Below are 22,258 nucleotides of genomic sequence, written 5' to 3' on the forward strand. Positions count from 1 at the left end.
ACGATATGTACGACAGCGGGCGAGGAGGCGGGCGAGTCCGGCGGCTCCACGATCATTATCCTCGAAGCAATGACATGTTTACCCGAGTGTAACGTCTCCGGGAGCGGTACCACTGATTCGGGCGCGTCACCCGGTTGGCGGTAGGTCGCCGTTAGTCTCGAAGCTAGCGTCGTTTGACATAACGAATCTGTCTTGTTGGGGGTTATCTCGCGCTCACTGAGGGGCGGTGCGAGTAGTGCTAAAGCTGGGGGGCCAGAGAGTCAGGCTGGCGCTCGTCGGACTTGGACTATGGGGTCGCCGCTATCCGGAGATAATTTCTCGACTCGGCGCGGAGCTGGTCGTTTGCCATACCCGGCGAATTGGCGACAATGCCGATTGGCTGGCTGAGAACTGTCCGGGAACACAGCACACGACGTCACTCCCGGCCGCGCTCGACCATGATCTCGACGGCGTCGTCATCGCGACGCCGAGGCAGACGCACGGACCTTTGGTGATCCAGTGTCTCCGCCGGGATCTGCACGTTCTCGTGGAGAAGCCCGCGGCGACCCGACTTGTCGACGCCCGGTCGGCGGATGCCGAGGCGTCAGCCCGCGGCCTGGTCCTGCGCACCGGCTACACGCACTGCTACGACGCCACCCTGCGGGCACTGGCCGGCTTGGTGTCGACCACCGCGGCGCCGAACTGGCGACTGGTGTGGCACAAACCCGCGCCGGGCACCGGGCCTTCCGACATCGTCTGGGAGTACTTCCCGCACGTACTCGGTATCGCCCATCTCCTGGGCGGCGGTATCGACCCGGCGTTATTGGCGGACACCTGGTTCCGCGTCACGCGAGAGCCATCGGGAACGGGTACGATCGAGGCTGCACTGCCTTTGAAGGCGGGCGTCGGAAAGGTCGAGGTGTCCACTCGGCCCGGCATACCGCGGCGCAAGCAGATCACGCTGTTCGATGGTGACGACCTGGTCGCCGAATGGACTGACCGACATTTGCTCGACAGGCGGAACGGTCTGGCCGTCGAGGCGACCGAAGAACCGCTGGCGAACCAGGTCCGAAGTTTTCTTGACGCCGTCGCGGCACCGGGTCAACCGCGGTCGTCATTCATTCCATCCGATGTGTCCACAACCGAACTGCTGGTGGCGCTCGTTTCCAAGATTCAGCCGGTAGCGACGCCGAACTGAGGTCGCATCGCGCTCGCCGATGTCGCGGAGCGCGCTATTCATCCTGGGGAAAGGCAGAATGAATGAAAGTGCTCCTGGCGGGCAACCGCGGATATCTGGGCAGCGTGCTGCAGGATCTGCTGCAGCGGGACGGCCACGAGGTCGTCGGGCTCGACACCGGGTTCTTCGACCCGGTGCCGATGCAGCCCCGGCAGGACGTCCGGGACGTCACCGGAGTCGATCTCGACGGCTGCGACGCGGTGGTGAACCTCGCGGCGATGTGCAACGACGCGTGCGGGGATCTCTCGGAGTCGGTCACGCATGAGATCAACAGCGAGGCGGGCGCACGACTGGCCCGGCTGGCGCGGGCGTTGGGGGCGCGGACCTACGTCCTCGCGTCCTCGTGCAGCGTCTACGGTGCCGCCGCGGGCGCCGAAATGCTGGACGAGACCGACCCGGTGGCCCCGGAGACGGCCTACGCGGCGAGCAAAGTCGTGGCTGAGCGCGAGATGCTGGCTCTGCGGAGTGAGTCGTTCGCCCCGGTCGCGTTGCGGTTCGCCACGCTGTTCGGCGATTCGCCTTCCTTTCGCAGCGACATCGTGGTGAACCGCATCGCGGGAACGGCCGTGCGCTGGGGTGCGGTCCGGGTCAACGGAACCGGTGAACTCTGGCGGCCGCTCCTGCACGTGCGCGATGCCGCGCGGGCGATCGCGCTCGTCCTGGCCGCCGATCCCGCCGCGGTGTCCGGGGAGGTCTTCAACGTCGGCTTCCCCGACCAGAACCACCAGATCACCGAAGTGGTGAACATGGCACGCGACCTGGTGCCCTCGGTGTCCGTCTCACACACCGCCGCTGTGGACAGCCGCAGCTACGCGGTGTGCTTCGACAAGTTCCTGGACAGGTTCGGCGGGTTCGCCTCGACTTGCTCGGTGAGCGACGGGATGCGCGAGGTCGTGGAGGCCTACCAGGGCAAGTTGCAGCTGCGGATGCGTGCGGCCCGGGACGGGTGGGCGGGCACCGACCGGCGTGAGTTCCTGCTCGCCATGCGCGCGGGTGGGCAGTTGGACACCGACTTCCGGTGGAACGTCGACTCACTCGTCGTGGCGTAGCCGCGATGCCGAACTGGAGGGACGGAATGTCCGAGCAGATCATTCTCCCCGAGGCCGTGCACGCCGACGACCGCGGCCGGATCATCGCCCTTCCGCCCTTCGCCGCGGCGGGGGCGATGGTGATCGAGTCGGTCGCGGGCGCCGTGCGCGGCAACCACTACCACGTCAACGAGAGCCACCTGATGTACGTCGTGTCAGGTCTGATGATCTACATCGAAGAAGGTCTGGACAAGTCGCTCATGGTGACCGAGGTCGGCCCCGGTCAATCGGTGATCAGCCCGCCCGGTGCTTCCCACTGCACGGTGTTCGCCGCGGACACCGTGTTCGTCGCCTTGTCCGACCGGGACCGCAGGGGCGACAAGTACGAGGGCGAGGTCGTCCGAGTAGCGCCGATGGAGCGCAGGCCGGAGGTCGCCGACCACCTGACCGGCATCGACCGGCTGATCCTCGCTCCCACCCACTTGCGGAACGCGACATGACCGACCGTGAACCGGACTCCTGCCTGCTGTGCTCGGCGCAAGCGCTCGAAGAGGTCGTGACGCTGCGTCCCACCCCACCCGCGAACGCCCTCGCCGTCACCGCAGAGGAAGCGCGGACCGCCGCGACCTACCCACTCCGGCTGGTCCGGTGCGGCGCCTGCGGACTGGTGCAACTGGCCGACCGGGTGTCCCGCGACCTGCTGTTCCGCGACTACAAGTACGCCACCGGCGCGGCTCCCGGGCTGGTCCGGCACTTCCGCGCGCTCGCCACGTCCCTCGTCGCCAAACACGCGCTCCCACCCGGTTCGGCTGTCGTCGAGGTCGGGTCCAACGACGGCACGCTGCTGCGCGCTTTCGCCGACGAGGGGATGCGTGTGCTGGGCGTCGACCCGGCTGTGGAACTCGCCCGGCAGGCCACGGAGTCGGGGGTTCCGACACTTCCGGAGCACTTCGACGAGCGGGTGGCCGAGCGTGTCCTGGCCGAGTTCGGATCGGCCGACATCGTGCTGGCGAACAACGTCCTCGCGCACGTCGGCGATCTGAACAGCACACTGCGCGGAGTGCGCAGACTGCTCACACCGACGTCACACGGCGTGTTCGAGGCCGCACACCTGTTGCCCATGGCCGCCGAGGGAATGTACGAGTTCATCTACCACGAGCACGTCTCCTACTTCTCCCTGCACACCTTGCGTGCTGCGGTGAGCCGGCACGGCATGGACATCGTGGACGTTGAGGAAGTGCCCACCCAGGGCGGATCGATCCGGTGCTGGGTGCGGCTCGCCGACGCGCTCACCCCGGCGGACATCGGCCCGAGGGTGGCGGACCTCCTGCGCAGGGAGGACGAGGCCGGGCTGACCGACGGCAGTCTCCTGCGCCAGTTCGCCGACCGCGTCTCGCGGGTCAACACGATGCTGGGCGACGTGGTCGGCGGCCTGCACGCCAAGGGCAAGCGCATCTGCGGCTACGGGGCCTCGGCCAGAGCGGTCACGCTCATGTCCCAGGCGGGCATCGGCGGCGCCGTGGACTGGATCGCCGACGACAACCCGAGGAAGATCGGACTGTACGTCCCGGGCTCGGGCATCCAGATCCGGCCGTCGAGCAAGCTGACCTCTGACGCGGCCGACTACTGCGTGCTGTTCGCGTGGAACTTCGGCTCGGACATCGCCGCCAGGACAGCGGGATTCACCGACGGCGGCGGGATGTTCATCGTGCCTTTCCCCGAGTTGACCGTGCGCTGATGTGTCGCACATCCGCGTTTGCGCCTGACAAGACGCCTGACGAGACGCCTGACAAGAGCTGCCGATGACACAAGTGGACGAAGTCGCGCCAACCGCGTTGCGACGGGCCCGGACGGCGCTGGCGGTCGCGTTCGCGGTCAAGGGAGTGGCGTTCGCCGCCATGATCGCCCGCGTGCCCGCCATCCGTGAGACCCTCGGGCTGTCATCCGGCGAGCTCGGCCTGCTGCTGCTCTGCTTCTCCGGAGGGGCGATCGCGGGTTTGCCCATCGCGGGGCCTGTCGTGCACCGCGTCGGCGCGACCCCCGCGGTCGTGCTGGGCGGGCTGACCGTCGGCGTGGGGCTGGGCGTTCTCGGCACGGGGCTCGTCGTGGTGTCGGTGCCGCTCGCCGCGGTCGGCCTGGTCATGATCGGCTTGGGCAACGGGCTCTGGGACGTCGCGATCAACGTCGAGGGTGTCGACATCGAGCGGCATTCCGGAGCCTCGCTGCTGCCCAGGCTGCACGCGGTTTTCAGCGTCGGCACGATGGCGGGCGCGGGAATCGGCACGGCCTGCGCGGCTGCGGGGATTCCGCTGTCCGGGCAGCTCTTCGTGTTGGCTGTTGTCGTGTCGTCCGTTCTCGTGCTGGTCAGCAGGCGGTTCCTCACCGCGCGGCGCCGAGCGCGCGAGGCAGCGGGGAAATCAGGGCTGTTGGCTGCCTGGCGCGAGCCGCGCACGCTGGCGATCGGCCTGCTGGTGCTCGGCTTCGCGTTCACCGAGGGTGCGGCGAACGACTGGATCGCGATCGCGTTCGTCGACGGCTATCAGGTCGACGAGACCGTCGGCGCGGTGGCCTACGCGGTGTTCGTCACGGCCGTGACCATCGGCAGGCTGACCGGCGGATGGGCACTACGGCGTTTCGGCCGGACAACGGTGCTGCGCGCGTCGGCGGTGGTGGCGATGCTCGGCCTGCTGCTCGTGCTGTTGGGCGGCTCGACCGCCGTCGCCGTCACCGGAGCACTGCTGTGGGGCCTGGGCGCGGCCCTGGGCTTCCCGGTGGGGATCAGCGCGGCGGGCGACGGAGACCCGGCCCGGTCGGCAGCCCGGGTCTCCGTGGTGAGTTCGCTGGGCTACACCGCGTTCCTGGCCGGGCCGCCCGTGCTCGGCCTGCTCGCGGGCGAGGTCGGCATTTTGAACGCTCTCCTGCTCGTCCCGGCCGCGTTGGTGGTGGCGTTCCTCGCCGCTGCCGCCACCAGGACGCCGGAGGGTGACCGCTGACCCGCCCGTGACCTACGGATCAGTGATCGACCTCGTACTGCTTCGCGAGACGTTTCGGCGCGCGGCACAGCCACGCCTCGGTCAGCAGCTCCTCCAGTTCCTCCGGGGTGATCTCGTCCAACCGGACCAGGATCGCGGGGAAACCGTCGAAGTGCGGGGTGGTGAAGTAGACGGCCGGGTCGTCGGCGAGCAGCGCCTCTTTCGCACCGAGGTCGGGCACGCGGGCCGCGAGCACCGGGCCGTCCGGCGCGGCCGGGCCCAGGGCGGCCAGGTCGCCCTTGCGCAGCGGCCGGTCCCAGGCGAACGCCTTGTCCTTGACCCGCCACGCGGGTCGCCCGTCGTAGGAGGCGCGCTCGGTGACCTCCGGCAGCGCCGTGGCGATGCGGCGGACGTCGTCCCAGGTGGCCATGGGTGCAAACGATAGACCGGGGGTCTGACACTCACACGGTCAACCGTTGGCGTTGCCAACATATCTGCTGTAACGTTGGCAACCCCAACATTGGTGAGACCAACGGAGCTGGCGATGATCAAGCCCTTCACCCTCGACGTCCCCCAGGCCGACCTGGACGACCTGACCGACCGGCTGACCCGCACCCGCTGGCCCGAGGAACTGCCCGACGCCGGGTTCGACTACGGCTTCCCGCTGGCCCGCGTCCGCGAGCTGGCCGACCACTGGCTGCACGCCTACGACTGGCGGAGGCACGAGGCGGAGCTGAACGCGTTGCCGCAGTTCACCACCGAGATCGACGGCCAGCGCGTGCACTTCCTCCACGTCCGCTCGGCCAAGCCCGACGCCCTGCCGCTCGTGCTGGTCCACGGCTGGCCGGGGTCGTTCCTGGAGTTCCTGGACGTCATCGAGCCGCTGTCACGGGACTTCCACCTGGTCATCCCGTCGATCCCCGGTTTCGGCCTGTCCGGCCCGACGACCTCGCGCGGCTGGGACGTCCACCGCGTGGCGCGGGCGTTCGCCGAGTTGATGAACCGGCTCGGCTACCGGCGTTACGGCACGCAGGGCGGCGACTGGGGTTCGGGCATCGCCCAGGCCATGGCCGTCGCCGCGCCCGAGCACGTGGTCGCCGTGCACGTGAACTACCTGCCCACACCGCCCGCCGAGGGCGTCGAACTGTCCGAAGAGGACAACCGACGGCTGGACCGGATCAAGGGCATGATGCGGAACCGGCCGGGTTACCAGGTGCTGCAAGCCACCCGGCCGCAGACGATCTCGTACGCGTTGACCGACTCGCCGGTCGGGCAGCTGGCGTGGATCGCGGAGAAGTTCACCGAGTGGACGGACCCGGACTCGAAGATCGACGTGGACCGGGTCCTGACCAACGTGATGCTGTACTGGCTCACCGGCACGGCCGGTTCGTCGGCCCGACTGAGCCGCGAGACCAGCTACGGAGCGACACCGCCCTGCCCCGCGCCGCTCGGTGTGGCCGTGTTCGCGCACGACATCGTGCAGGCCGTGCGGCCGTTGGCGGAGCTGCGCTACCCGATCGAGCACTGGAGCGAGTTCGACCGGGGCGGTCACTTCGCCGCGATGGAGGTGCCCGAGCTGCTGGCCGCCGACATCCGTGAGTTCTTCACCGGCCGCTCGTAGGCCGGCGACCGACCGAGGACCCCGCCACTCGGACACCACGAACGGCGACTTCACGGTGTCCGAACGGCAAGTTCACCGTGCCCGAGCAGCGGGTTCACCGTGCCCGAGCGGCCGGCTCGCGCGGCTTCGCCCGGTCGTCGCGGCGGCCCGCGAACCGCAGCCGGCCGCGGGTGTCGATGCGCACCACGTCGCCGGTGCGGTAGAGCCGTTCGGGGATCTCGGGCGAGAAGTGCCCGAACGCCCGCGCGGTCTCCGCCTCGTCGTCCAGGTAGCCGACGGCCAGGCCCTCACCCGCCGCGTACAGCTCGCCGAACGCGCCGGGCGGCACCCGTCGGCCGCGCTCGTCCAGCACGTAGACGCGGGTGCCGGGCAGCGGGGCGCCGATGGGCAGCGGCCCCCGGACGTCCTCGGCGTCGGTGACCGAGTAGGTGGTGGTGAACGTGGTGTTCTCGGTCGGCCCGTAGCCGTTGGTGACGACCAGGCCGGGGTGGCGGGCGAGCACGCGGGCGACGTGGTCGTGCGGCACGACGTCACCGCCGGACAGCAGCTGCCGCATCCCCGCGAACGAGTACGGGGCGCACTCCTCGACCAGCCGGAACAGGTCCGCGCTCAGCCACGCCACGGTGACCTCGCGTGCCAGCAGGAAGTCGCCGAGCTCGCCGGGCGTCGGCGGACCGGCCGGGTGCACTTCGAGGGTGGCGCCGGTGAGCAGCGCGCCCCACAGCTCCAAAGTGGACGCGTCGAACGCCAGCGGCGACAGCCGGAGGACCCGCTCGCCCGCGCCGAGGCGCACGAAATCGGCGTCGTGGACCAGCCGCACGACCGCGCGGTGCGGGATGGTGACACCCTTCGGCTGCCCGGTCGCGCCGGACGTGAAGGCCACGTACGCCAGCCGATCGGGATCGGCGGGCAGCACCTCGACCTCACCCGCGGTCCACGATTCGTCCCAAGTGGACACCACGGGGGTTCCCGGCACGCGCCAGGCGGCCCCGGGTGGGATCAACGCCGCCGTCGGCGCGGCCTTCGCCACGATCTTCTCCGTGTGCGCGGCGGGCAGGCCCAGGTCGATGCCCACGTAGGCGGCCCCGGCCCAGACCACGCCCAGCACCGCGACGACCTCGGCGACCGACCGCTCCACGCCGACCAGCACCCGGTCACCCGGCCACACCCCGGCTTCCCGCAGCAGCCGCGCCTGTTCCGCCGCCGCGCCGGCCAACTGCCGGTAGGTCAGCTCCACGTCGCCCTCGCGCACCGCCACCGCGTCGGGCGTGCTGCGCGCGACGTCCCGGAACAGCTCGTCCAGCGACGCCACCGGGAAATCACGCCGGGTCTCGTTGATCCGGTCCAGCAGCGCCCACCGCTCGGGCGCCACGCAGCGCACTTCCTCCAGCTTTCCGTCGGCCGCGGCCAGTTCCGCCACCGCCGTCTGGAAGTCGCAGACGAACCCCTCGACCTCGGCCACACCCCACACGCCGGTCGCGTACTCGGCGTGCCCGGCCAGCGCCGGGTCGGACTGGCGGATCAGCAGGGACAGGTCGAACCGCGAGCCGCCGGTGTGCTCCTCCTCGACCCGGATCTCCAGGCCCGCCGACTCCAGCAGCTGCGGCACGAGCTGGTCGTGCATGCCGAACGTCACCTGCACCAGCGGGTGGCGGTCCGGGCCGCGCTCGACACCCAGCCGGGACAGCAGTTCCTCGAACGGCAGGTCGCCCGCGTCGATGCTCTGCGCCGACGAGTGGTGCACCGCGCGCAGGTAGTCCGCGACGGACGCGTCGTCGTCCACGTCGACCAGCACCGGCACCAGGTTGCCCGCCACCGCGACCAGTTCCTCCAGCTCGGAGGTGCCCCGCCCGGACAGCGGCACGCCCACCAGCAGCCGGCGCGCGCCGGTCCACCGGCTCAGCGTCAGTCCGTACGCGCCGAGCAGGAACGCGAACGGCGTGATGCCCAGTTCCCGTGCCCGCCGGACCACCGCGGCACTCGTGTCCACGCCGAAGTCGACCGCCGTGCGGTCACCGGCGACGTCCCGCACCGCGGGCCGCTCGCAGTCGGCGGGCAGTTCCAGCACGGTCGGCACGCCGTCGAGGTGCTTGATCCAGAACTCGGCCTGCCGCTCCCACTCGCCGGACGCGCGGGACGCCTCCTGGTGCCGGAGCAGCGCCCGCGGCGACGGGCCGACCCCGGTCAACGGCGCGGGCAGGCCCAGCGCCAGGGCGTCGTAGTGCGCGAACAGCTCGTCGAGCAGCAGACCGGCCGCCCACGTGTCGAGCACCATGTGGTGTGCCATCAGCACGACGGCGTCCTGCCGCGTGCCGGTCACCCGCAGGAACCGGAACGCGGGCGCGTCCGCCAGGTCGAACGGCAGCCTGCCGCACTCGGCGGCCAACGCCCGCACGTGCTCCTCGAACCCGTCGCCCTCGTGCTCCGCCACCTCGATGTGCGCCGTCACCGGGATTTCGGGGTTGTGCGCGTCGAGGACTTCGGGCACCACGTCGCCGTCCACCTCGCGGTACACGGTGCGCAGGCCGGGGTGGCGGGCGACGGTCGCGGCCACGGCCCGTTCGAACGCCCCGCCCTTCAGCCGACCCTCGGTGCCGGGGACCACGAAGCAGGCGAACACCAGGTTGTACGGCGAGCCGCCGGTGACCCGCTCGGTCAGCCACATGCCGCGCTGCGCGTGGGACAGCGACTCCGCCACGGCCTCGTCGACCGCCGCGACCGGGGTGGGCCCGGCGGGCGCGGTGACCACGCCCGCCTCGGCGAAGACCTCGGCCAGCGGCGCGTCACCGAGCAGCGCGGCCACCGGGATCCGCACCCCCGACCGCTCCCGCACCAGCGCGGCCAGGCGCATGGCGCGCAGCGAGTCGCCGCCGAGCCCGATGAAACTGCGGGTGGTGAACGCCGAGGTGTCGACCTCCGGACCGAGAACAGCGGTCGCGAATTGGTTGAACGTCATCGCCTGCCCGCCCCTCGAACGCAGAGCATCAAAAGCGCAGCACAATTGCACAAGACGAGCACAGGCCCCACGATTACCCCTCGACGTTCCCCAGACTCACCTGCCAGTCCCCAGTTCTCCCGGCAGGCCGTGACCAACGGTGACACGACGGACACAACGCGTCAAGGGAGCTTCCGGATACTCGCGTCAACTCACTACGAGAAGGCGAAACGAGCACATTCGGACTTCATCGCGCGCAACTGGTTGACGACGGTTTTGTGCCGACCGGATTTCCCCGAGTGGCGCCTGCTGGACGACCCGCCCACTGGACGAGCCCGCTAGAGGACGAGCGAGACGCCGGTCACCGTGACCACCACGGCGACCGCCGCGTCCAGCACCCGCCACGCCGAGGGCCGGGTGAACGTCCCGGACAGCCACCGCGCGCCGAAGCCGAGCGCGGTGAACCACAGCACGCTGCCCGCCATCGCACCCGCCGCGAACCACCACCGGTCGCCGCCGAACCCGGTGGACGCGGTGCCCAGCAGCAGCACGGTGTCCAGGTACACGTGCGGGTTGAGCCAGGTGAGCGCGAGGCAGGTGACGATCGCCGCCGACGCCGCGCCGCCGAGTTGCAACGCGGACGGCCGCAGCACCCGGCGTGCGGCCAGGACTCCGTAGCCGACCAGGAACGCCGCGCCGATCCACCGCACCGCCGTCAACGCGGCCGGCCACGCGCTCAGCGCCGCGCCGACACCGCCGACGCCGAGCGCGATGAGCAGCGCGTCCGAGCCCGCGCAGATGGCCACGATCGCCGGCACCTGTTGTCGCAGCACCCCTTGGCGCAGCACCAGGGCGTTCTGGGCGCCGATCACGACGATGAGGGACAGTCCTGTGCCGAGTCCGGCGATGAGCGCGTACATCACACCGCCGAACGTACGAATCCCGTCGTGATAAGGCCAGCTACATTTTCTTACGTATCATTAGCACTCATGATGCTGGATCCGGAGTGCGTGCGCACCCTGCTGTCCGTCGTGGACGAAGGCACGTTCGACGCCGCCGCCAAAGCACTGCACGTCACACCGTCGGCCGTGAGCCAGCGCATCAAGCTGCTGGAACAGCGCACCGGCCGCGTGCTGCTGGTGCGCTCCAAGCCCGCGAAGCTCACCGACTCGGGCGCGGTGATCGCCCGCTACGGGCGGCAGCAGGCGCTGCTGGACCGGGACGCACGCGAGGCGCTGGGCCTGATCGAGGACCCGACGACGATCCCGGTCGCGGTCAACGCCGACTCGCTGGCCACCTGGTTCCGCCGCGTGGTCAAGGAGTTGGCGACCGACGAGAGCCTCGTGTTGACCGTGCGGCGGGAAGACCAGGACCACACCGCCGAACTCCTCCGCCAAGGCGTGGTCGTGGGCGCGGTGACCTCGTCGCCGCAGCCGGTGCAGGGCTGCGTCGTCCGTCCGCTCGGGAGCATCCGCTACCACGCCGTGGCCACCAAGCGGTTCACCCGGCGCTGGCTGGACGGCGGCCTGCCGCTGCACGAGGCGCCGGTCATCGTGTTCGACGAGAAGGACGACCTGCAGGACCGGTTCTGCCGCCAACTCACCGGGCACAACGCCTCGGCCCACCGCCACCACCTGCCCGACGGGCACGTGTTCGAGGACGCCGTGGTCGCCGGCGCGGGCTGGGCGCTGCTCACCGAACACCAGATCGCCGCACACCGCAGGCTCGTCCACCTGGCGCCCGAGAAACCCGTGGACGTGCTGCTGCACTGGCAGCAGTGGAAGCTCGACTCACCGCCGCTGGCCCGCGTCGCCGACGCCGTCTTCCGCGCCGCCGCGGCGGAATTGCACTGACCCGCACAGCCCTCGCGAGCACCTCTCACGAGCCTTCTTCACCTGCACTGATCAAGGCGCGAGCGGTTCGCCGGTCGTTCACCAACCCGCCGTGCGGCCAACACCACACAGTGTCCACACCTGCCTACTGTCTGCGAGGCTCTTGTAGCCGCCGTTCGACAAACGAAGGGTTTCGCATGTCAGGTCGCAGAGCTCCCCTGGCGGTGCTCGCCATCGGTGTCCTCACCGCCGCCACCCTCACCGTCGTCGCCTCGTCCGACCGGGTGCCGACCGCCACGGCCGCCACCAGCACGTTCACCCCTTCCGCCGACACCTACGTCGACAACTCCGCCACCGGCACGAACCACGGCACCTCCGGCCAGCTCGGCGTGGACGGCTCGCCGACCAAGCGGATGTTCCTGAAGTTCACCGTCTCCGGCGTCTCCGGCACGGTCAGCAGCGCCAAGCTCCGCGTGCACACCGACGACGTGTCGGGCGCCAACAGCCCGGCCGGCGGCGCGTTCCGGGCCATGACCAACACCACCTGGTCCGAGACCGCGGTGACCTGGAACAACCAGCCCGCCGTCGACGGCGCGACCCTAGGCACCCTCGGCTCCGTCGCCCGCAACGCCTGGTACGAGGTCGACGTGACCTCGCACGTCGCCGGCAACGGCACCTTCAGCTTCGGCGTCACCTCCACCAACGGCGACGGCGCCGACTACGACTCGCGGGAAACCGGCGCCACCGCGCCGCAACTCCTCGTCACCACCGGCACCACGCCGACCACGACGACGACCCAGCCCCCGAGCGGCGACCCCGTGCTCGTCGGCGCGGGCGACATCTCCAACTCCGGCTCCGGCGACAGCGCGACCGCCGCACTGCTCGACAACATCCCCGGCACCGTCTTCACCACCGGCGACAACGTCTACAACGACGGCACCGCCGCGGAGTTCACCAACTACTACAACCCGACCTGGGGCAGGCACAAGGCGCGCACCCGCCCGTCACCCGGCAACCACGACTACCACACCAGCGGCGCGACCGGGTACTACGACTACTTCGGCTCGCTCGCCGGACCGTCCGGTCAGGGCTACTACTCCTACGACCTCGGCAACTGGCACATCGTCTCGCTGAACTCCAACATCAGCATGGCGGCAGGCTCCGCCCAGGAGCAGTGGCTGCGCGCCGACCTGGCCGCGAACACCAAGCCGTGCACGGCGGCGTACTGGCACCACCCGCTGTTCACCTCCGGCGCCAACCACGCGCCGTCCACGGCGACGCGCCCGCTGTTCCAGGCGCTGTACGACAACAACGCCGACCTGGTGCTGTTCGGCCACAACCACCAGTACGAGCGGTTCGCGCCGCAGAACCCGAGCGGCGGCCTGGACACCACCCGCGGCATCCGCACGTTCGTCGCGGGCATGGGCGGCGCCAGCCACTACGGCTTCGGCACCATCCGCGCCAACAGCGAGGTCCGCAACAGCGACACCTACGGCGTGCTGAAGCTGACCCTGCACAGCAACAGCTTCGACTGGCAGTTCGTCCCCGAGGCGGGCAAGACCTTCACCGACAGCGGCACCACCGCCTGTCACTGACCCGCCCGTCACTGCCAAGTCGGCGCCGCACCCGGCCCCGTGCCGGGTGCGGCGCCCCGCCCGGAGGTGTGCCGTGTACCTGTCCACGATCACCCGCACCAAGACCGCCGGCCGGAAAGGACCCGGCTGGAAAGGCCTGAGCGCCAACGTCTTCGCGCTCGGCGCGGTCAGCCTGGTCACCGACATCTCGTCCGAGATGGTCACCGCCGTCCTGCCGCTCTACCTCGTCGTCGGACTCCAGCTCAGCCCCGCCGCCTACGGCGTCATCGACGGCGTCTACACCGGCGCCACCACCCTGCTCCGACTCGTCGGCGGCTACCTCGCCGACCGGAGCAGCAAGCGCAAGACCGTGGCCGGGTTCGGCTACGCCATGTCCGCGGTCGCCAAGCTCGGGCTCCTGCTGGCCGGCAGCTCCACCGCCGCGCTCGGCGCCGTGATCACCCTCGACCGGGCGGGCAAGGGACTGCGCACCGCACCACGTGACGCCCTGATCACCTTGTCCACGCCGTCGGGCGACCTCGGACGGGCGTTCGGCGTGCACCGGGCGATGGACGGCGTGGGCGCGTTCGCCGGGCCGCTCGTCGCCCTCGCCGTGCTCGCCGCCGCCGGGGAGTCGTTCGACTCGGTGTTCATGACCAGCTTCTGCATCGCCGCGCTCGGCGTGGTGATCCTGGTGCTGTTCGTGCGCGACCACCGTTCACCGGTGCCGGCGGAACCGGTGCGGGTGAAGGCGATCGGCGGGCTGTGGCGCGACGCGGGCGTGCGGCGGGTCGTGCTCGCCGCGTCACTGCTGGGGTTGGCCACGATCGGCGACGGGTTCGTGTACCTGCTGCTGCAGAAGCGGGAGGGCCTGGCCATCGGTTGGTTCCCGCTGCTGGCCGTCGGCACCAGCCTGGTGTACCTGCTGCTGGCCGCGCCGCTCGGGGCGCTGGCCGACCGGGTGGGCAGGCTGCCGGTGATGCTGGGCGGGTACGTGGCGCTGGGCGCGGTGTACCTGCTGCTGTTCGGGCCGCTGGGCGGGTGGGCGCTGGTCGTCGTCGTGGTCGCGCTGTACGGGGTGTTCTACGCGGCCACCGACGGGGTGCTGATGGCGTTGGCCGGGCCGCTGCTGCCGGAGCGGTTGCGCACGACCGGTATCGCGTTGATCCAAAGTGGACAAGCCCTGGCGTACCTCGGGTCGTCCGTGCTGTTCGGCCTGGCCTGGCAGTTCTGGGGGCCGGAGGCCGCCACCCGCCTGGCCGCCGCGGGCGTCGCGCTCACGTTGGCCGCCACCGTCGCACTCCTGGGGCGTCGCTCATGACCACTCGGACCCGTCTCCTGATCACCGCTCTGGTCGCGGTACTGCTCGGTGTCGTCGCCGTCGGGTACACCGCGTTGTCCGCATCCGATGACTCCGACGACCCCGGCGAGGTCGCGTCGTCGTCCACCGTCAGCGGGCCTCGCTTGATGGTGCTGAGCAACGGCAGACTGTCCACAGTGTCCCGTTCGGACCCCGGCGGACCGCGTGAGGTGACCGAGCAGCGGTGCGACCGGGTGTACAGCGCCGCCGGGACCACGTCCTGCCTGCGGCCGGTCGGCGCGTTCAAGGCCGGTGAGCTGGCCGTGCTGGACGCCACGTTCCGCGAGGTGCGGACCGTGCCGCTGACCGGCTTCCCGAACCGCACGCGGGTGTCGCCGAGCGGGCGGATGGTGGCGTGGACGCTGTTCGTCGACGGCCACTCGTACGCGGCGAACGGCTTCTCCACCAGCACCGGCATTCTGGATGCGAAAACCGACACCCTGGTCACGTCACTGGAGGAGTTCACGTCCTCTGTGGACGGCACGGTGACCACCGCGGTGGACCGCAACTTCTGGGGCGTGACCTTCACCTCCGACGACAACCGCTTCTACGCCACCATGTCCACCGGCGGCCACCGCTACCTGATGGAAGGCGATTTCGCGGCCCGCACCCTGCGGTCGATCGCAAAGAACGTGGAATGCCCGTCCCTGTCGCCCGACGGAAAGCGCATCGCATACAAAATGGCGATCAACAACGACCCGCAGCAAGGCTGGCGATTGTCTACAATGGACCTGGCCACCCGGGCGGCCACCCCACTGGCGGAGACGCGCAGCGTGGACGACCAACCGACCTGGCTGGACCAGCAGACAATCGCATACAGCATCCAACGCAGCGACGGTGTCAACGACATTTGGACCGTGCCCGCCGACGGCACCGGCTCCCCGGCCGTTCTCGTCCCGGAGGCCAACTCGCCCGCCCCGATCGGGTGAACTTTGGTCCACACTGAAGCAATAGTGGCCACAGAGTGCTAGGGGACGGCGCAGTCCGGTACGCGGGCAAGTGCCAAGTAATTGGCCGGTCGTCACGGCTCTCCCATCACGTGACGACCGGCCGATGAAACCGTCAGGCGGTTACTTCACACCACCTGCGGTCAAGCCTGCGATGATCCTCCGCCGGAACAGCAGCACCACCACGACCGGCGGCACGGTCACGATCACACCGGCCGCCATCGGGGTGCCGAACGGCTGGTCGAAACCATACGCCCCGGTGAACCGGGAGATCGCGGCGGATCGTCGCCGGACCACCGGGACGCGCCATCGCCTGCACCCTCCCCAGATCACACAACTGCGCAGATCGCACGTCTGCGCACGGAACATGCCCGCCGGCACACTGCACGCTCATTGACCGATCATTTGACCGATCAAATCGGCGGTCACTGTGTCCCGTGCCACAGCGCGGTGTCAAGGAGTCGGAGGGTTGACGTGACCGGACCGCAACTGACCACCGTCCTGCGCGCACCGTCGGTGTCGTGGACCAGGGCATCGTCACGTACCCGGCGGCGTGCAGCCCGCGCGTGGTCGGCCGCCGCCGCCGTGCGCGCCTGCCTGCACCTCTCCCCCAAATGACCTCACACCCGGATGACCTCATACGCGGATGACCTCGACGCCGCGTTCGCGGAACCGGCGCACGTCCTCCTCGTCCGCGTCGGTGTCCGTGACCAGGGCGTGCACCAGGCCGATCGGGCAGATCTCGGCGAACGCCCTGGTGCCGATCTTCGACGAATCCGCGACCACCACCACCCGCCGGGCGCGCTCGGCGAGCATCCGGTCCACGTCCGCCGCGCCCTCGTGGTGCGCGTAGGCGCCCGAGTCGGGGTCGATCGCGTCCACCCCGAGGAACGTCACGTCGAGGCTCAGCCCGCTGAGGATCTTCCCGGCCAGCGGGCTGGTCAGCTCGTAGGACTGCGGCCGCGCGACCCCGCCGGTCACCACCAGCTTCACCTGCGGCCGCACCGCGAGTTCGTTGGCGATGTTCAACGCGTTGGTGACCACGGTGATCAGCCCGTCACCGGCCGCGCCGCCGAACTCGGGGCTCGTCATCAACGCCCGCGCGACTTCCGTCGTGGTGGTGCCGCCGTTGATGCCGACGACCGCGCCGCGGGTGACCTGCTCGGCCGCCGCACGGCCGATGCGCTGCTTCTCCCCCGCGCGCAGAACGGTCTTGTAGCGCAACGGCAGGCCGTAGGCGACCGAGTGCGCCACCGCGCCGCCGCGCGTGCGGGTGAGGAGTTGTTGGTTCGCCAGGTTGTCGAGGTCGCGGCGGATGGTCGCGCCGGAGACGTCCAACTCGGCCGCGATGTCGTCCACCTCGACCCGGCCCCGCTCGGCCAGCAGTTCCAACAGCAGGTTCAGCCGCTCGTACCGGTTCACCGCGCCACCTCCCCCGAGGTCAACGCACACTACAGATGCCGGGATACGAACGGAACCGCTTCAGATGACCTCGGCCGGGACGGGACAACGACATCCCGTCCCGGCCGAAATCGTGCTAGCAGATGCTCTGGCTGCTGTTGACCAGGGTGTTGTTGCGGAACGTGGTGTTGGTGCCGCACGGGCTCTCGCGGATGGCCGAGTTCGTCACCCGCAGGTTCTGGATGACGATGTCCCGGGTCACCGGGAACTCGGAGCGCGCCGCAAGCCGGATTTCACCCCCACCGGTGACGCTGCCGCTCTGCGCGGCGAGGTTCACGTTGTAGCAGTTCTCGATCAGGATGGAGTTGTTGCCGGTGTTGGCGATGTCGATCCGGTCGATCTGGAGGCCGCCGCTCTCCGACACGCAGAAGATGCCCCGGCCGCCGCCGCGGGCGATGACCTGGCCGACCCGGATGTTGGTCGGGTAGCTGCTGCCGACCCGGCCGTTGCGGTTGGCGGTGCGGAACGCGGCGTAGCCGGTGCCCGCGCCCGCGTTCTCGGCGTCGACGGTGCCCACGGTGGCGTTGATCGTCTGGTTGAGCAGCAGGCCCGACTCGCCGACGCTGCGCGCCACCACCGTGCCGATGGTAAGGCCGTCCACGCCGTAGGTCTCCACGGCGTGTGAGCTGGCGCCCTGCACATAGGCGTAGTCGATGCGGATGTTGCGGCTCCACTGGCTGGTGTCGCCGCGGTTGTCGATGCGCACGCCCAGGCCCCTGGACAGGCGCATGTTCACGTTGCCGATCACCACGTTGGTGACGTTGCGCATGAAGATGCCGTACAGCGGGGTGCCGGTGAGGGTGAGGTTCTGGACCTCGATATCACGGACGCCACGTGCGTAGACCGGGGCGTAGTCGCCCGATCCGGAACCGGTGACGTTGATGGTGCCGCACACGTCGATCGTGGTGTAGCTGCGCATCGAGTAGCGCTCACCCGCGGGGATGGAGCCGGACGCCCGGACGACGATCCGCTCCTTGGAGGTGCGGTTGGCGGTGAGGCTGTCGTTGGCCGCCTGCAGCGCGGCGCGCAGGCTGTTGCCGGTGTAGACCGTGCTGCTGCCCCGGCGGGCCGTGAAGCTGCTGCCGGACCCGGTCACCTCGGCGTGGTACGAGCCGTCGCCGCAGGCCGCCTGCGCCTCCGGCGCGGTGACCTGCAACAACGCCGCTGTCAACGCTGACACGGCGAGTAGTGCTTTCATGTGGTGATCTCCTGAGGTTGGTAAGCGCTTTCCTGTGGCGGCGGAGATCTGCGGGATTCCCTGTTCGGTCGGTGGAGGGTGGCGGCCCGCCGGGGGACGAGGCGGGCCACCACCCGAGGACGCTGCTGGGAGCGTTCCCAGGGTCAATCGGTAGTGAATCGGACATCCGAAAACGAGTCAAGGGCCTGTCCGGGAGTCGGACAGGCCCTTGACCGCGAGAACCGAACGGTCAGGCACGACCCCTGCGCTTGGTCCACACGTCGTAGGCGACGGCGGCCAGCAGGACGAGGCCCTTCACCAGCATGACCCGCTCACTGGGCGCGCCGATCAACGACATGCCGTTGTTGATCACACCCATGATCAGGCCGCCGGTGATCGCGCCGACCACCTTGCCCACGCCGCCCTGCACCGCCGCGCCGCCGATGAACGCCGCCGCGATCGCGTCCAGCTCGAACGCGTTGCCCGCGGTCGGACCGGCCTGGTTGAGCCGCCCGGCGAAGATGACGCCGGCCAGCGCGGCCAGCACGCCCATGTTCACGAACACCCAGAACGTGACCTGCTTGACCTTCACGCCCGACAGCGTGGCCGCCTGGAGGTTGCCGCCGATGGCGTAGATGTGCCGGCCGAACACCGACCGGTTGGCCATCACCGAGTAGCCCAGCGCCAGCACCGCGAGCAGCACGAGCACCCACGGCAGGTTGCGGAACCGGGCCAGCTGCACCACCACGGCCAGCACGATCAGCGCGGCCAGCGCGATCTTCGCCACGAAGATCGGGAACAGGTCCACGGTCTGCCCGTAGTTCAGCCGCGCCTTGCGCTTGCGCCACTCGTTGAACGCGAACCCGGCCACCACCGCGACACCGACCAGGAGGCTGACCAGGTCCGCGCCGCCCAGCGCGCCGAGACCGACGTTGCCGAGGTAGCCCTCGGTGAAGCCGTTGGCCAGGGTGCGGATCTGCTCCGGGAACGGCCCGATGCCCTGGTTGCCCAGCACGGTCAGGGTCAGCGCCCGGAACACCAGCATGCCCGCCAGCGTCACGATGAACGCCGGGATGCCGAAGAACGCCACCCAGTAACCCTGGGCCGCGCCGATCACCGCACCCGCGAGCAGCGTGATCAGCACCGCCAGCGGCCACGGCAGGTCCAGCTGCACGGTCAGCACCGCGCAGATCGCGCCGGTCAACGCGACCACCGACCCGACGGACAGGTCGATGTGCCCGCCGATGATCACCAGGATCATCCCGATGGCCAGGATCAACACGTACGAGTTCTGCACGATGATGTTGGAGATGTTCTGCGGTGTCAGCAGAGCGCCGTCCGTCATCACCGTGAAGAGCACCACGATCAGCGCGAACGCCATGTAGATGCCGGACTGTCGCAGGTTGATCGTGAACCGGCGCTGCGGTGCGGCGGATTTCGCCACGGGCGCCGGTGCCAGTTCAGTGCTCATGAGGTCTGTCCCTGGGTCATGTGGTGCATCAGGCGTTCCTGGGTGGCTTCCGCGCGGTCGAGCTCACCGGTGATCCGGCCCTCCGACAGGGTGTACACCCGGTCGCACAGGCCGAGCAGCTCCGGCAGCTCGGAGGAGATGACCAGCACCGCGCGGCCCTGGTCGGCCAGGTCGTTGATGATCGAGTAGATCTCGTACTTCGCGCCCACGTCGATACCGCGCGTCGGCTCGTCGAGGATGAGCACGTCCGGGTCGGTGAACATCCACTTCGCCAGCACGACCTTCTGCTGGTTGCCGCCCGACAGCGACGAGGTCGTGGTGGCGACGTTGGGCGTCTTGATGTTCATCGAACGCCGGTACTTCTCGGCGACCGAGAACTCCTCGCCGTCGTTCACCCAGCCGCGCGGGGCGATCTTGCTCAACCCGGCCGCGGACACGTTGAGCTTGACGTCCTGGATCAGGTTGAGCCCGTAGCGCTTGCGGTCCTCGCTGACGTAGGCCAGGCCGTGCTCGATGGCCTTGCGGACGGTGCGGGTGTCGATCTCCTTGCCGTCCTTGACGACCCGGCCGGAGATGCCCACGCCGTAGGACCGGCCGAACACGCTCATCGCGAGTTCGGTGCGGCCCGCGCCCATGAGGCCAGCGAGGCCGACGATCTCGCCGCGCCGCAACGTGAGGTTGGCGCGGTCGACCACCACCCGGTCCGGCTGGGACGGGCTGTGCACGGTCCAGTCCTCGATCCGCAGCACCTCGTCGCCCACCTTCGGGGTGCGCGGCGGGAAGCGGTGCTCCAGGTCGCGGCCGACCATGCCCGAGATGATCCGCTCCTCGCTCACGTCGTGCGCGGGGAGCGTCTCGATGGTGCGGCCGTCACGCAGGATCGTGATGCTGTCGGAGATCCTCGTGACCTCGTTGAGCTTGTGCGAGATGATCACCGAGGTGATGCCCTCGGCGCGCAGCCCGTCCAGCAGGTCGAGCAGGTGCGCGGAGTCGTCGTCGTTCAACGCCGCGGTCGGCTCGTCCAGGATCAGCAGCTTGACGTCCTTCGCCAACGCCTTGGCGATCTCCACCAGCTGCTGCTTGCCCACGCCCAGTTCGTTGATCGGCGTCGTCGGGTTCTCCCGCAGGCCCACGCGGGCGAGCAGGGCGCCCGCCGCGTGGTTGGTGCGGTTCCAGTCGATGAACCCGCGCTTCGCCCGCTCGTTGCCGAGGAAGAGGTTCTCCGCGATGGACAGCTGGCCGCACAGCGCCAGCTCCTGGTGGATGATCACGATGCCGCGCCGCTCGCTGTCGCGGACGCCGCCGAACGAGCAGGGCTCGCCCTCGAAGAGGATCTCGCCTTCGTACGACCCGTGCGGGTGCACGCCGGAGAGCACCTTCATCAGCGTGGATTTCCCCGCGCCGTTCTCACCGCAGATCGCATGGATCTCACCGCGCTGCACGACGAACGAGACGTCGTGCAGCGCGGTGACCCCGGCGAACCGCTTGGTGATGCCGCGCATCACCAGGATGTCGTCGGACATGAGCCAATTACCTCAGCTGATCTGCGGTGTAGTAGCCGCTGTCGACGAGCACCTTCTGGTAGTTGCTCTTGTCCACGATGACCGACTCGAGCAGGTACGACGGGACGACCTTGTTGCCGTTGTCGTAGTCCTTCTCGTTGTTGACCTCGGGCTTCTCGCCCTTCAGCACCGAGTCCGCCATCTTGACCGTGGTGGCGGCCAGCTCGCGGGTGTCCTTGTAGATGGTCGAGTACTGCTCGTTGCCGATGATCGACTTCACCGAGGCGACCTCGGCGTCCTGGCCGGTGACGATCGGGTACGGGTTGCCGCCGGTGCCGTAGCCGCTGCTCTTGAGCGCGGACAGGATGCCGATGGACAGACCGTCGTAGGGCGAGAGCACGCCGTGCACCTGGGCGCCACCGTAGGTGGAGGTCAGCAGGTCTTCCATGCGCTTCTGGGCCGTGGCCGGGTCCCAACGCAGGATGGCGACCGTCTTGAAGTCGGTCTGGCCGCTCTTGACCACCAGCGTGCCCTTGTCGATGTGCGGCTGGAGCACCGACATCGCGCCGTTGAAGAAGAACGTCGCGTTGTTGTCGTCCGGCGAACCGGCGAACAGCTCGATGTTCAGCGGGCCGGTCGCGGTGCCCGGGGTGCCGTCGGCGTTGAGCACCTTCAGCCCGGTCAGCAGCGAGGTCGCCTGCTGCACGCCGACCTTGAAGTTGTCGAACGTCGCATAGTAGTCGACGCTGTCGGTGTTGCGCAGGAGGCGGTCGTAGGCGATGACCGGGATCTTCGCGTCCTCGGCCTGCTGCAGCTGCGACGTGATCGCGGTGCCGTCGATCGAAGCCACGATGAGCAGCTTCGCGCCCTTGGTGATCTGGTTCTCGATCTGGTTGGCCTGCGTCGGGATGTCGTTCTCGGCGTACTGGAGGTCGACCTTGTAGCCCTTGTCCTCCAGCGCCTTCTTGATGTTGTCGCCGTCGTGGATCCAGCGCTCGGACGACCGGGTCGGCATGGTCACGCCGACCAGCGCGCCCTCGGTGGTGCCGGTCTGGGTGTCGACGGACTTCTCCGCCGAACCGCAGGCGGTCAAAGTTAGGGCTGCTGCCGCCACGGTGACGGCGGCGAACCGTGGAAACTTCATCGTTTCTCTCTCCTCGGG

Annotated in this window: 20 protein-coding genes; 11 read left to right on the forward strand and 9 right to left on the reverse strand. The window is 69.5% G+C overall.

Features of this window, described 5'->3' with window-relative positions; genetic code table 11:
- Window positions 1-235: 235 nt before the first annotated feature.
- The 5 genes from FM051_RS14790 to FM051_RS14810 all read left to right on the forward strand — a co-directional run bounded on the left by FM051_RS14790 (window position 236) and on the right by FM051_RS14810 (window position 5,237).
- On the forward strand, window positions 236-1,177 hold the full coding sequence (locus tag FM051_RS14790; RefSeq protein WP_158843540.1) for a Gfo/Idh/MocA family protein: 942 nt from the start codon (window positions 236-238) through the stop codon (window positions 1,175-1,177).
- Between the two features lie 62 nt (window positions 1,178-1,239).
- Window positions 1,240-2,265: an NAD-dependent epimerase/dehydratase family protein gene (locus FM051_RS14795; protein WP_158843541.1), complete on the forward strand. Its 1,026-nt coding sequence runs from the start codon at window positions 1,240-1,242 to the stop codon at window positions 2,263-2,265.
- A 26-nt stretch (window positions 2,266-2,291) separates the two neighbouring features.
- Window positions 2,292-2,744 (forward strand): cupin domain-containing protein, encoded by a 453-nt coding sequence (locus FM051_RS14800; protein ID WP_158843542.1) that lies wholly within the window; start codon window positions 2,292-2,294, stop codon window positions 2,742-2,744.
- Complete coding sequence (locus FM051_RS14805) at window positions 2,741-3,982, forward strand: class I SAM-dependent methyltransferase (protein ID WP_158843543.1); 1,242 nt, start codon at window positions 2,741-2,743, stop codon at window positions 3,980-3,982. Before FM051_RS14800 ends, FM051_RS14805 begins: the two co-directional genes overlap by 4 nt.
- Window positions 3,983-4,046: 64 nt before the next feature.
- Window positions 4,047-5,237, forward strand: coding sequence for an MFS transporter (locus tag FM051_RS14810; protein WP_202918844.1), 1,191 nt, complete (start codon window positions 4,047-4,049; stop codon window positions 5,235-5,237).
- 19 nt (window positions 5,238-5,256) lie between these two features.
- On the opposite strand, the gene FM051_RS14815 is transcribed toward FM051_RS14810, so the two are convergent.
- Window positions 5,257-5,646 (reverse strand): MmcQ/YjbR family DNA-binding protein, encoded by a 390-nt coding sequence (locus FM051_RS14815; RefSeq protein ID WP_158843544.1) that lies wholly within the window; start codon window positions 5,644-5,646, stop codon window positions 5,257-5,259.
- 114 nt (window positions 5,647-5,760) lie between these two features.
- Between FM051_RS14815 and FM051_RS14820 the strand changes: the two genes are divergently transcribed.
- Window positions 5,761-6,837 (forward strand): epoxide hydrolase family protein, encoded by a 1,077-nt coding sequence (locus FM051_RS14820; protein ID WP_158843545.1) that lies wholly within the window; start codon window positions 5,761-5,763, stop codon window positions 6,835-6,837.
- A 94-nt stretch (window positions 6,838-6,931) separates the two neighbouring features.
- On the opposite strand, the gene FM051_RS14825 is transcribed toward FM051_RS14820, so the two are convergent.
- Both FM051_RS14825 and FM051_RS14830 read right to left on the reverse strand, forming a co-directional pair.
- Entirely contained in the window at window positions 6,932-9,793 is a 2,862-nt protein-coding gene (locus tag FM051_RS14825; protein WP_158843546.1) for a non-ribosomal peptide synthetase, read from the reverse strand.
- A gap of 317 nt (window positions 9,794-10,110) precedes the next feature.
- The gene (locus tag FM051_RS14830) at window positions 10,111-10,692 is read right to left on the reverse strand and encodes a LysE/ArgO family amino acid transporter (protein WP_158844100.1); all 582 of its coding nucleotides are present in this window, start codon (window positions 10,690-10,692) and stop codon (window positions 10,111-10,113) included.
- Window positions 10,693-10,761: 69 nt separating this feature from the next.
- On the opposite strand from FM051_RS14830, the gene FM051_RS14835 reads away from it, so the two are divergent.
- The 4 genes from FM051_RS14835 to FM051_RS14850 all read left to right on the forward strand — a co-directional run bounded on the left by FM051_RS14835 (window position 10,762) and on the right by FM051_RS14850 (window position 15,467).
- Window positions 10,762-11,625, forward strand: a complete 864-nt coding sequence (locus tag FM051_RS14835; protein ID WP_420803601.1) for a LysR family transcriptional regulator ArgP — start codon at window positions 10,762-10,764, stop codon at window positions 11,623-11,625.
- Window positions 11,626-11,801: 176 nt separating this feature from the next.
- Window positions 11,802-13,199, forward strand: a complete 1,398-nt coding sequence (locus FM051_RS14840; protein ID WP_158843547.1) for a CBM96 family carbohydrate-binding protein — start codon at window positions 11,802-11,804, stop codon at window positions 13,197-13,199.
- A gap of 73 nt (window positions 13,200-13,272) precedes the next feature.
- Complete coding sequence (locus tag FM051_RS14845) at window positions 13,273-14,499, forward strand: MFS transporter (RefSeq protein ID WP_158843548.1); 1,227 nt, start codon at window positions 13,273-13,275, stop codon at window positions 14,497-14,499.
- Window positions 14,496-15,467: a TolB-like translocation protein gene (locus FM051_RS14850; protein ID WP_158843549.1), complete on the forward strand. Its 972-nt coding sequence runs from the start codon at window positions 14,496-14,498 to the stop codon at window positions 15,465-15,467. The genes FM051_RS14845 and FM051_RS14850 overlap by 4 nt, the downstream gene beginning before the upstream one ends.
- A 141-nt stretch (window positions 15,468-15,608) precedes the next feature.
- Here the strand turns inward: FM051_RS14850 and FM051_RS14855 are convergent, their stop codons facing one another.
- Window positions 15,609-15,782, reverse strand: coding sequence for a hypothetical protein (locus tag FM051_RS14855; protein ID WP_238412396.1), 174 nt, complete (start codon window positions 15,780-15,782; stop codon window positions 15,609-15,611).
- Window positions 15,783-15,959: 177 nt separating this feature from the next.
- On the opposite strand from FM051_RS14855, the gene FM051_RS14860 reads away from it, so the two are divergent.
- Entirely contained in the window at window positions 15,960-16,103 is a 144-nt protein-coding gene (locus FM051_RS14860) for a hypothetical protein (RefSeq protein ID WP_158843550.1), read from the forward strand.
- Between the two features lie 18 nt (window positions 16,104-16,121).
- Here the strand turns inward: FM051_RS14860 and FM051_RS14865 are convergent, their stop codons facing one another.
- The 5 genes from FM051_RS14865 to chvE form a co-directional block, all read right to left on the reverse strand.
- Window positions 16,122-16,907, reverse strand: a complete 786-nt coding sequence (locus FM051_RS14865) for a DeoR/GlpR family DNA-binding transcription regulator (RefSeq protein WP_158843551.1) — start codon at window positions 16,905-16,907, stop codon at window positions 16,122-16,124.
- 115 nt (window positions 16,908-17,022) lie between these two features.
- Window positions 17,023-18,144, reverse strand: coding sequence for a right-handed parallel beta-helix repeat-containing protein (locus tag FM051_RS14870; RefSeq protein ID WP_158843552.1), 1,122 nt, complete (start codon window positions 18,142-18,144; stop codon window positions 17,023-17,025).
- 229 nt (window positions 18,145-18,373) lie between these two features.
- Complete coding sequence (gene mmsB / locus FM051_RS14875; RefSeq protein WP_158843553.1) at window positions 18,374-19,594, reverse strand: multiple monosaccharide ABC transporter permease; 1,221 nt, start codon at window positions 19,592-19,594, stop codon at window positions 18,374-18,376.
- The gene (mmsA, locus tag FM051_RS14880) at window positions 19,591-21,117 is read right to left on the reverse strand and encodes a multiple monosaccharide ABC transporter ATP-binding protein (RefSeq protein WP_158843554.1); all 1,527 of its coding nucleotides are present in this window, start codon (window positions 21,115-21,117) and stop codon (window positions 19,591-19,593) included. Before mmsA ends, mmsB begins: the two co-directional genes overlap by 4 nt.
- Before the next feature lie 7 nt (window positions 21,118-21,124).
- A complete protein-coding gene (gene chvE / locus FM051_RS14885) occupies window positions 21,125-22,240 on the reverse strand; it encodes a multiple monosaccharide ABC transporter substrate-binding protein (RefSeq protein WP_158843555.1) in 1,116 nt (371 codons plus the stop codon).
- Window positions 22,241-22,258 lie beyond the last annotated feature (18 nt).

Origin of the sequence: Saccharothrix deserti, assembly GCF_009769385.1 — a bacterium.
In the GTDB taxonomy this organism is placed as follows: domain Bacteria; phylum Actinomycetota; class Actinomycetes; order Mycobacteriales; family Pseudonocardiaceae; genus Actinosynnema; species Actinosynnema deserti.

What these genes read in the sequence shown, in the direction of transcription:
- mmsA (WP_158843554.1), bottom strand. Translation starts at nt 21,117, where the DNA reads ATGTCCGACGACATCCTGGTGATGCGCGGCATCACCAAGCGGTTCGCC.
- FM051_RS14835 (WP_420803601.1), top strand. Translation starts at nt 10,762, where the DNA reads ATGATGCTGGATCCGGAGTGCGTGCGCACCCTGCTGTCCGTCGTGGAC.
- FM051_RS14815 (WP_158843544.1), bottom strand. Translation starts at nt 5,646, where the DNA reads ATGGCCACCTGGGACGACGTCCGCCGCATCGCCACGGCGCTGCCGGAG.
- chvE (WP_158843555.1), bottom strand. Translation starts at nt 22,240, where the DNA reads ATGAAGTTTCCACGGTTCGCCGCCGTCACCGTGGCGGCAGCAGCCCTA.
- FM051_RS14840 (WP_158843547.1), top strand. Translation starts at nt 11,802, where the DNA reads ATGTCAGGTCGCAGAGCTCCCCTGGCGGTGCTCGCCATCGGTGTCCTC.
- FM051_RS14805 (WP_158843543.1), top strand. Translation starts at nt 2,741, where the DNA reads ATGACCGACCGTGAACCGGACTCCTGCCTGCTGTGCTCGGCGCAAGCG.
- FM051_RS14800 (WP_158843542.1), top strand. Translation starts at nt 2,292, where the DNA reads ATGTCCGAGCAGATCATTCTCCCCGAGGCCGTGCACGCCGACGACCGC.
- FM051_RS14810 (WP_202918844.1), top strand. Translation starts at nt 4,047, where the DNA reads ATGACACAAGTGGACGAAGTCGCGCCAACCGCGTTGCGACGGGCCCGG.
- FM051_RS14820 (WP_158843545.1), top strand. Translation starts at nt 5,761, where the DNA reads ATGATCAAGCCCTTCACCCTCGACGTCCCCCAGGCCGACCTGGACGAC.
- FM051_RS14870 (WP_158843552.1), bottom strand. Translation starts at nt 18,144, where the DNA reads ATGAAAGCACTACTCGCCGTGTCAGCGTTGACAGCGGCGTTGTTGCAG.
- FM051_RS14850 (WP_158843549.1), top strand. Translation starts at nt 14,496, where the DNA reads ATGACCACTCGGACCCGTCTCCTGATCACCGCTCTGGTCGCGGTACTG.
- mmsB (WP_158843553.1), bottom strand. Translation starts at nt 19,594, where the DNA reads ATGAGCACTGAACTGGCACCGGCGCCCGTGGCGAAATCCGCCGCACCG.
- FM051_RS14825 (WP_158843546.1), bottom strand. Translation starts at nt 9,793, where the DNA reads ATGACGTTCAACCAATTCGCGACCGCTGTTCTCGGTCCGGAGGTCGAC.
- FM051_RS14795 (WP_158843541.1), top strand. Translation starts at nt 1,240, where the DNA reads ATGAAAGTGCTCCTGGCGGGCAACCGCGGATATCTGGGCAGCGTGCTG.
- FM051_RS14830 (WP_158844100.1), bottom strand. Translation starts at nt 10,692, where the DNA reads ATGTACGCGCTCATCGCCGGACTCGGCACAGGACTGTCCCTCATCGTC.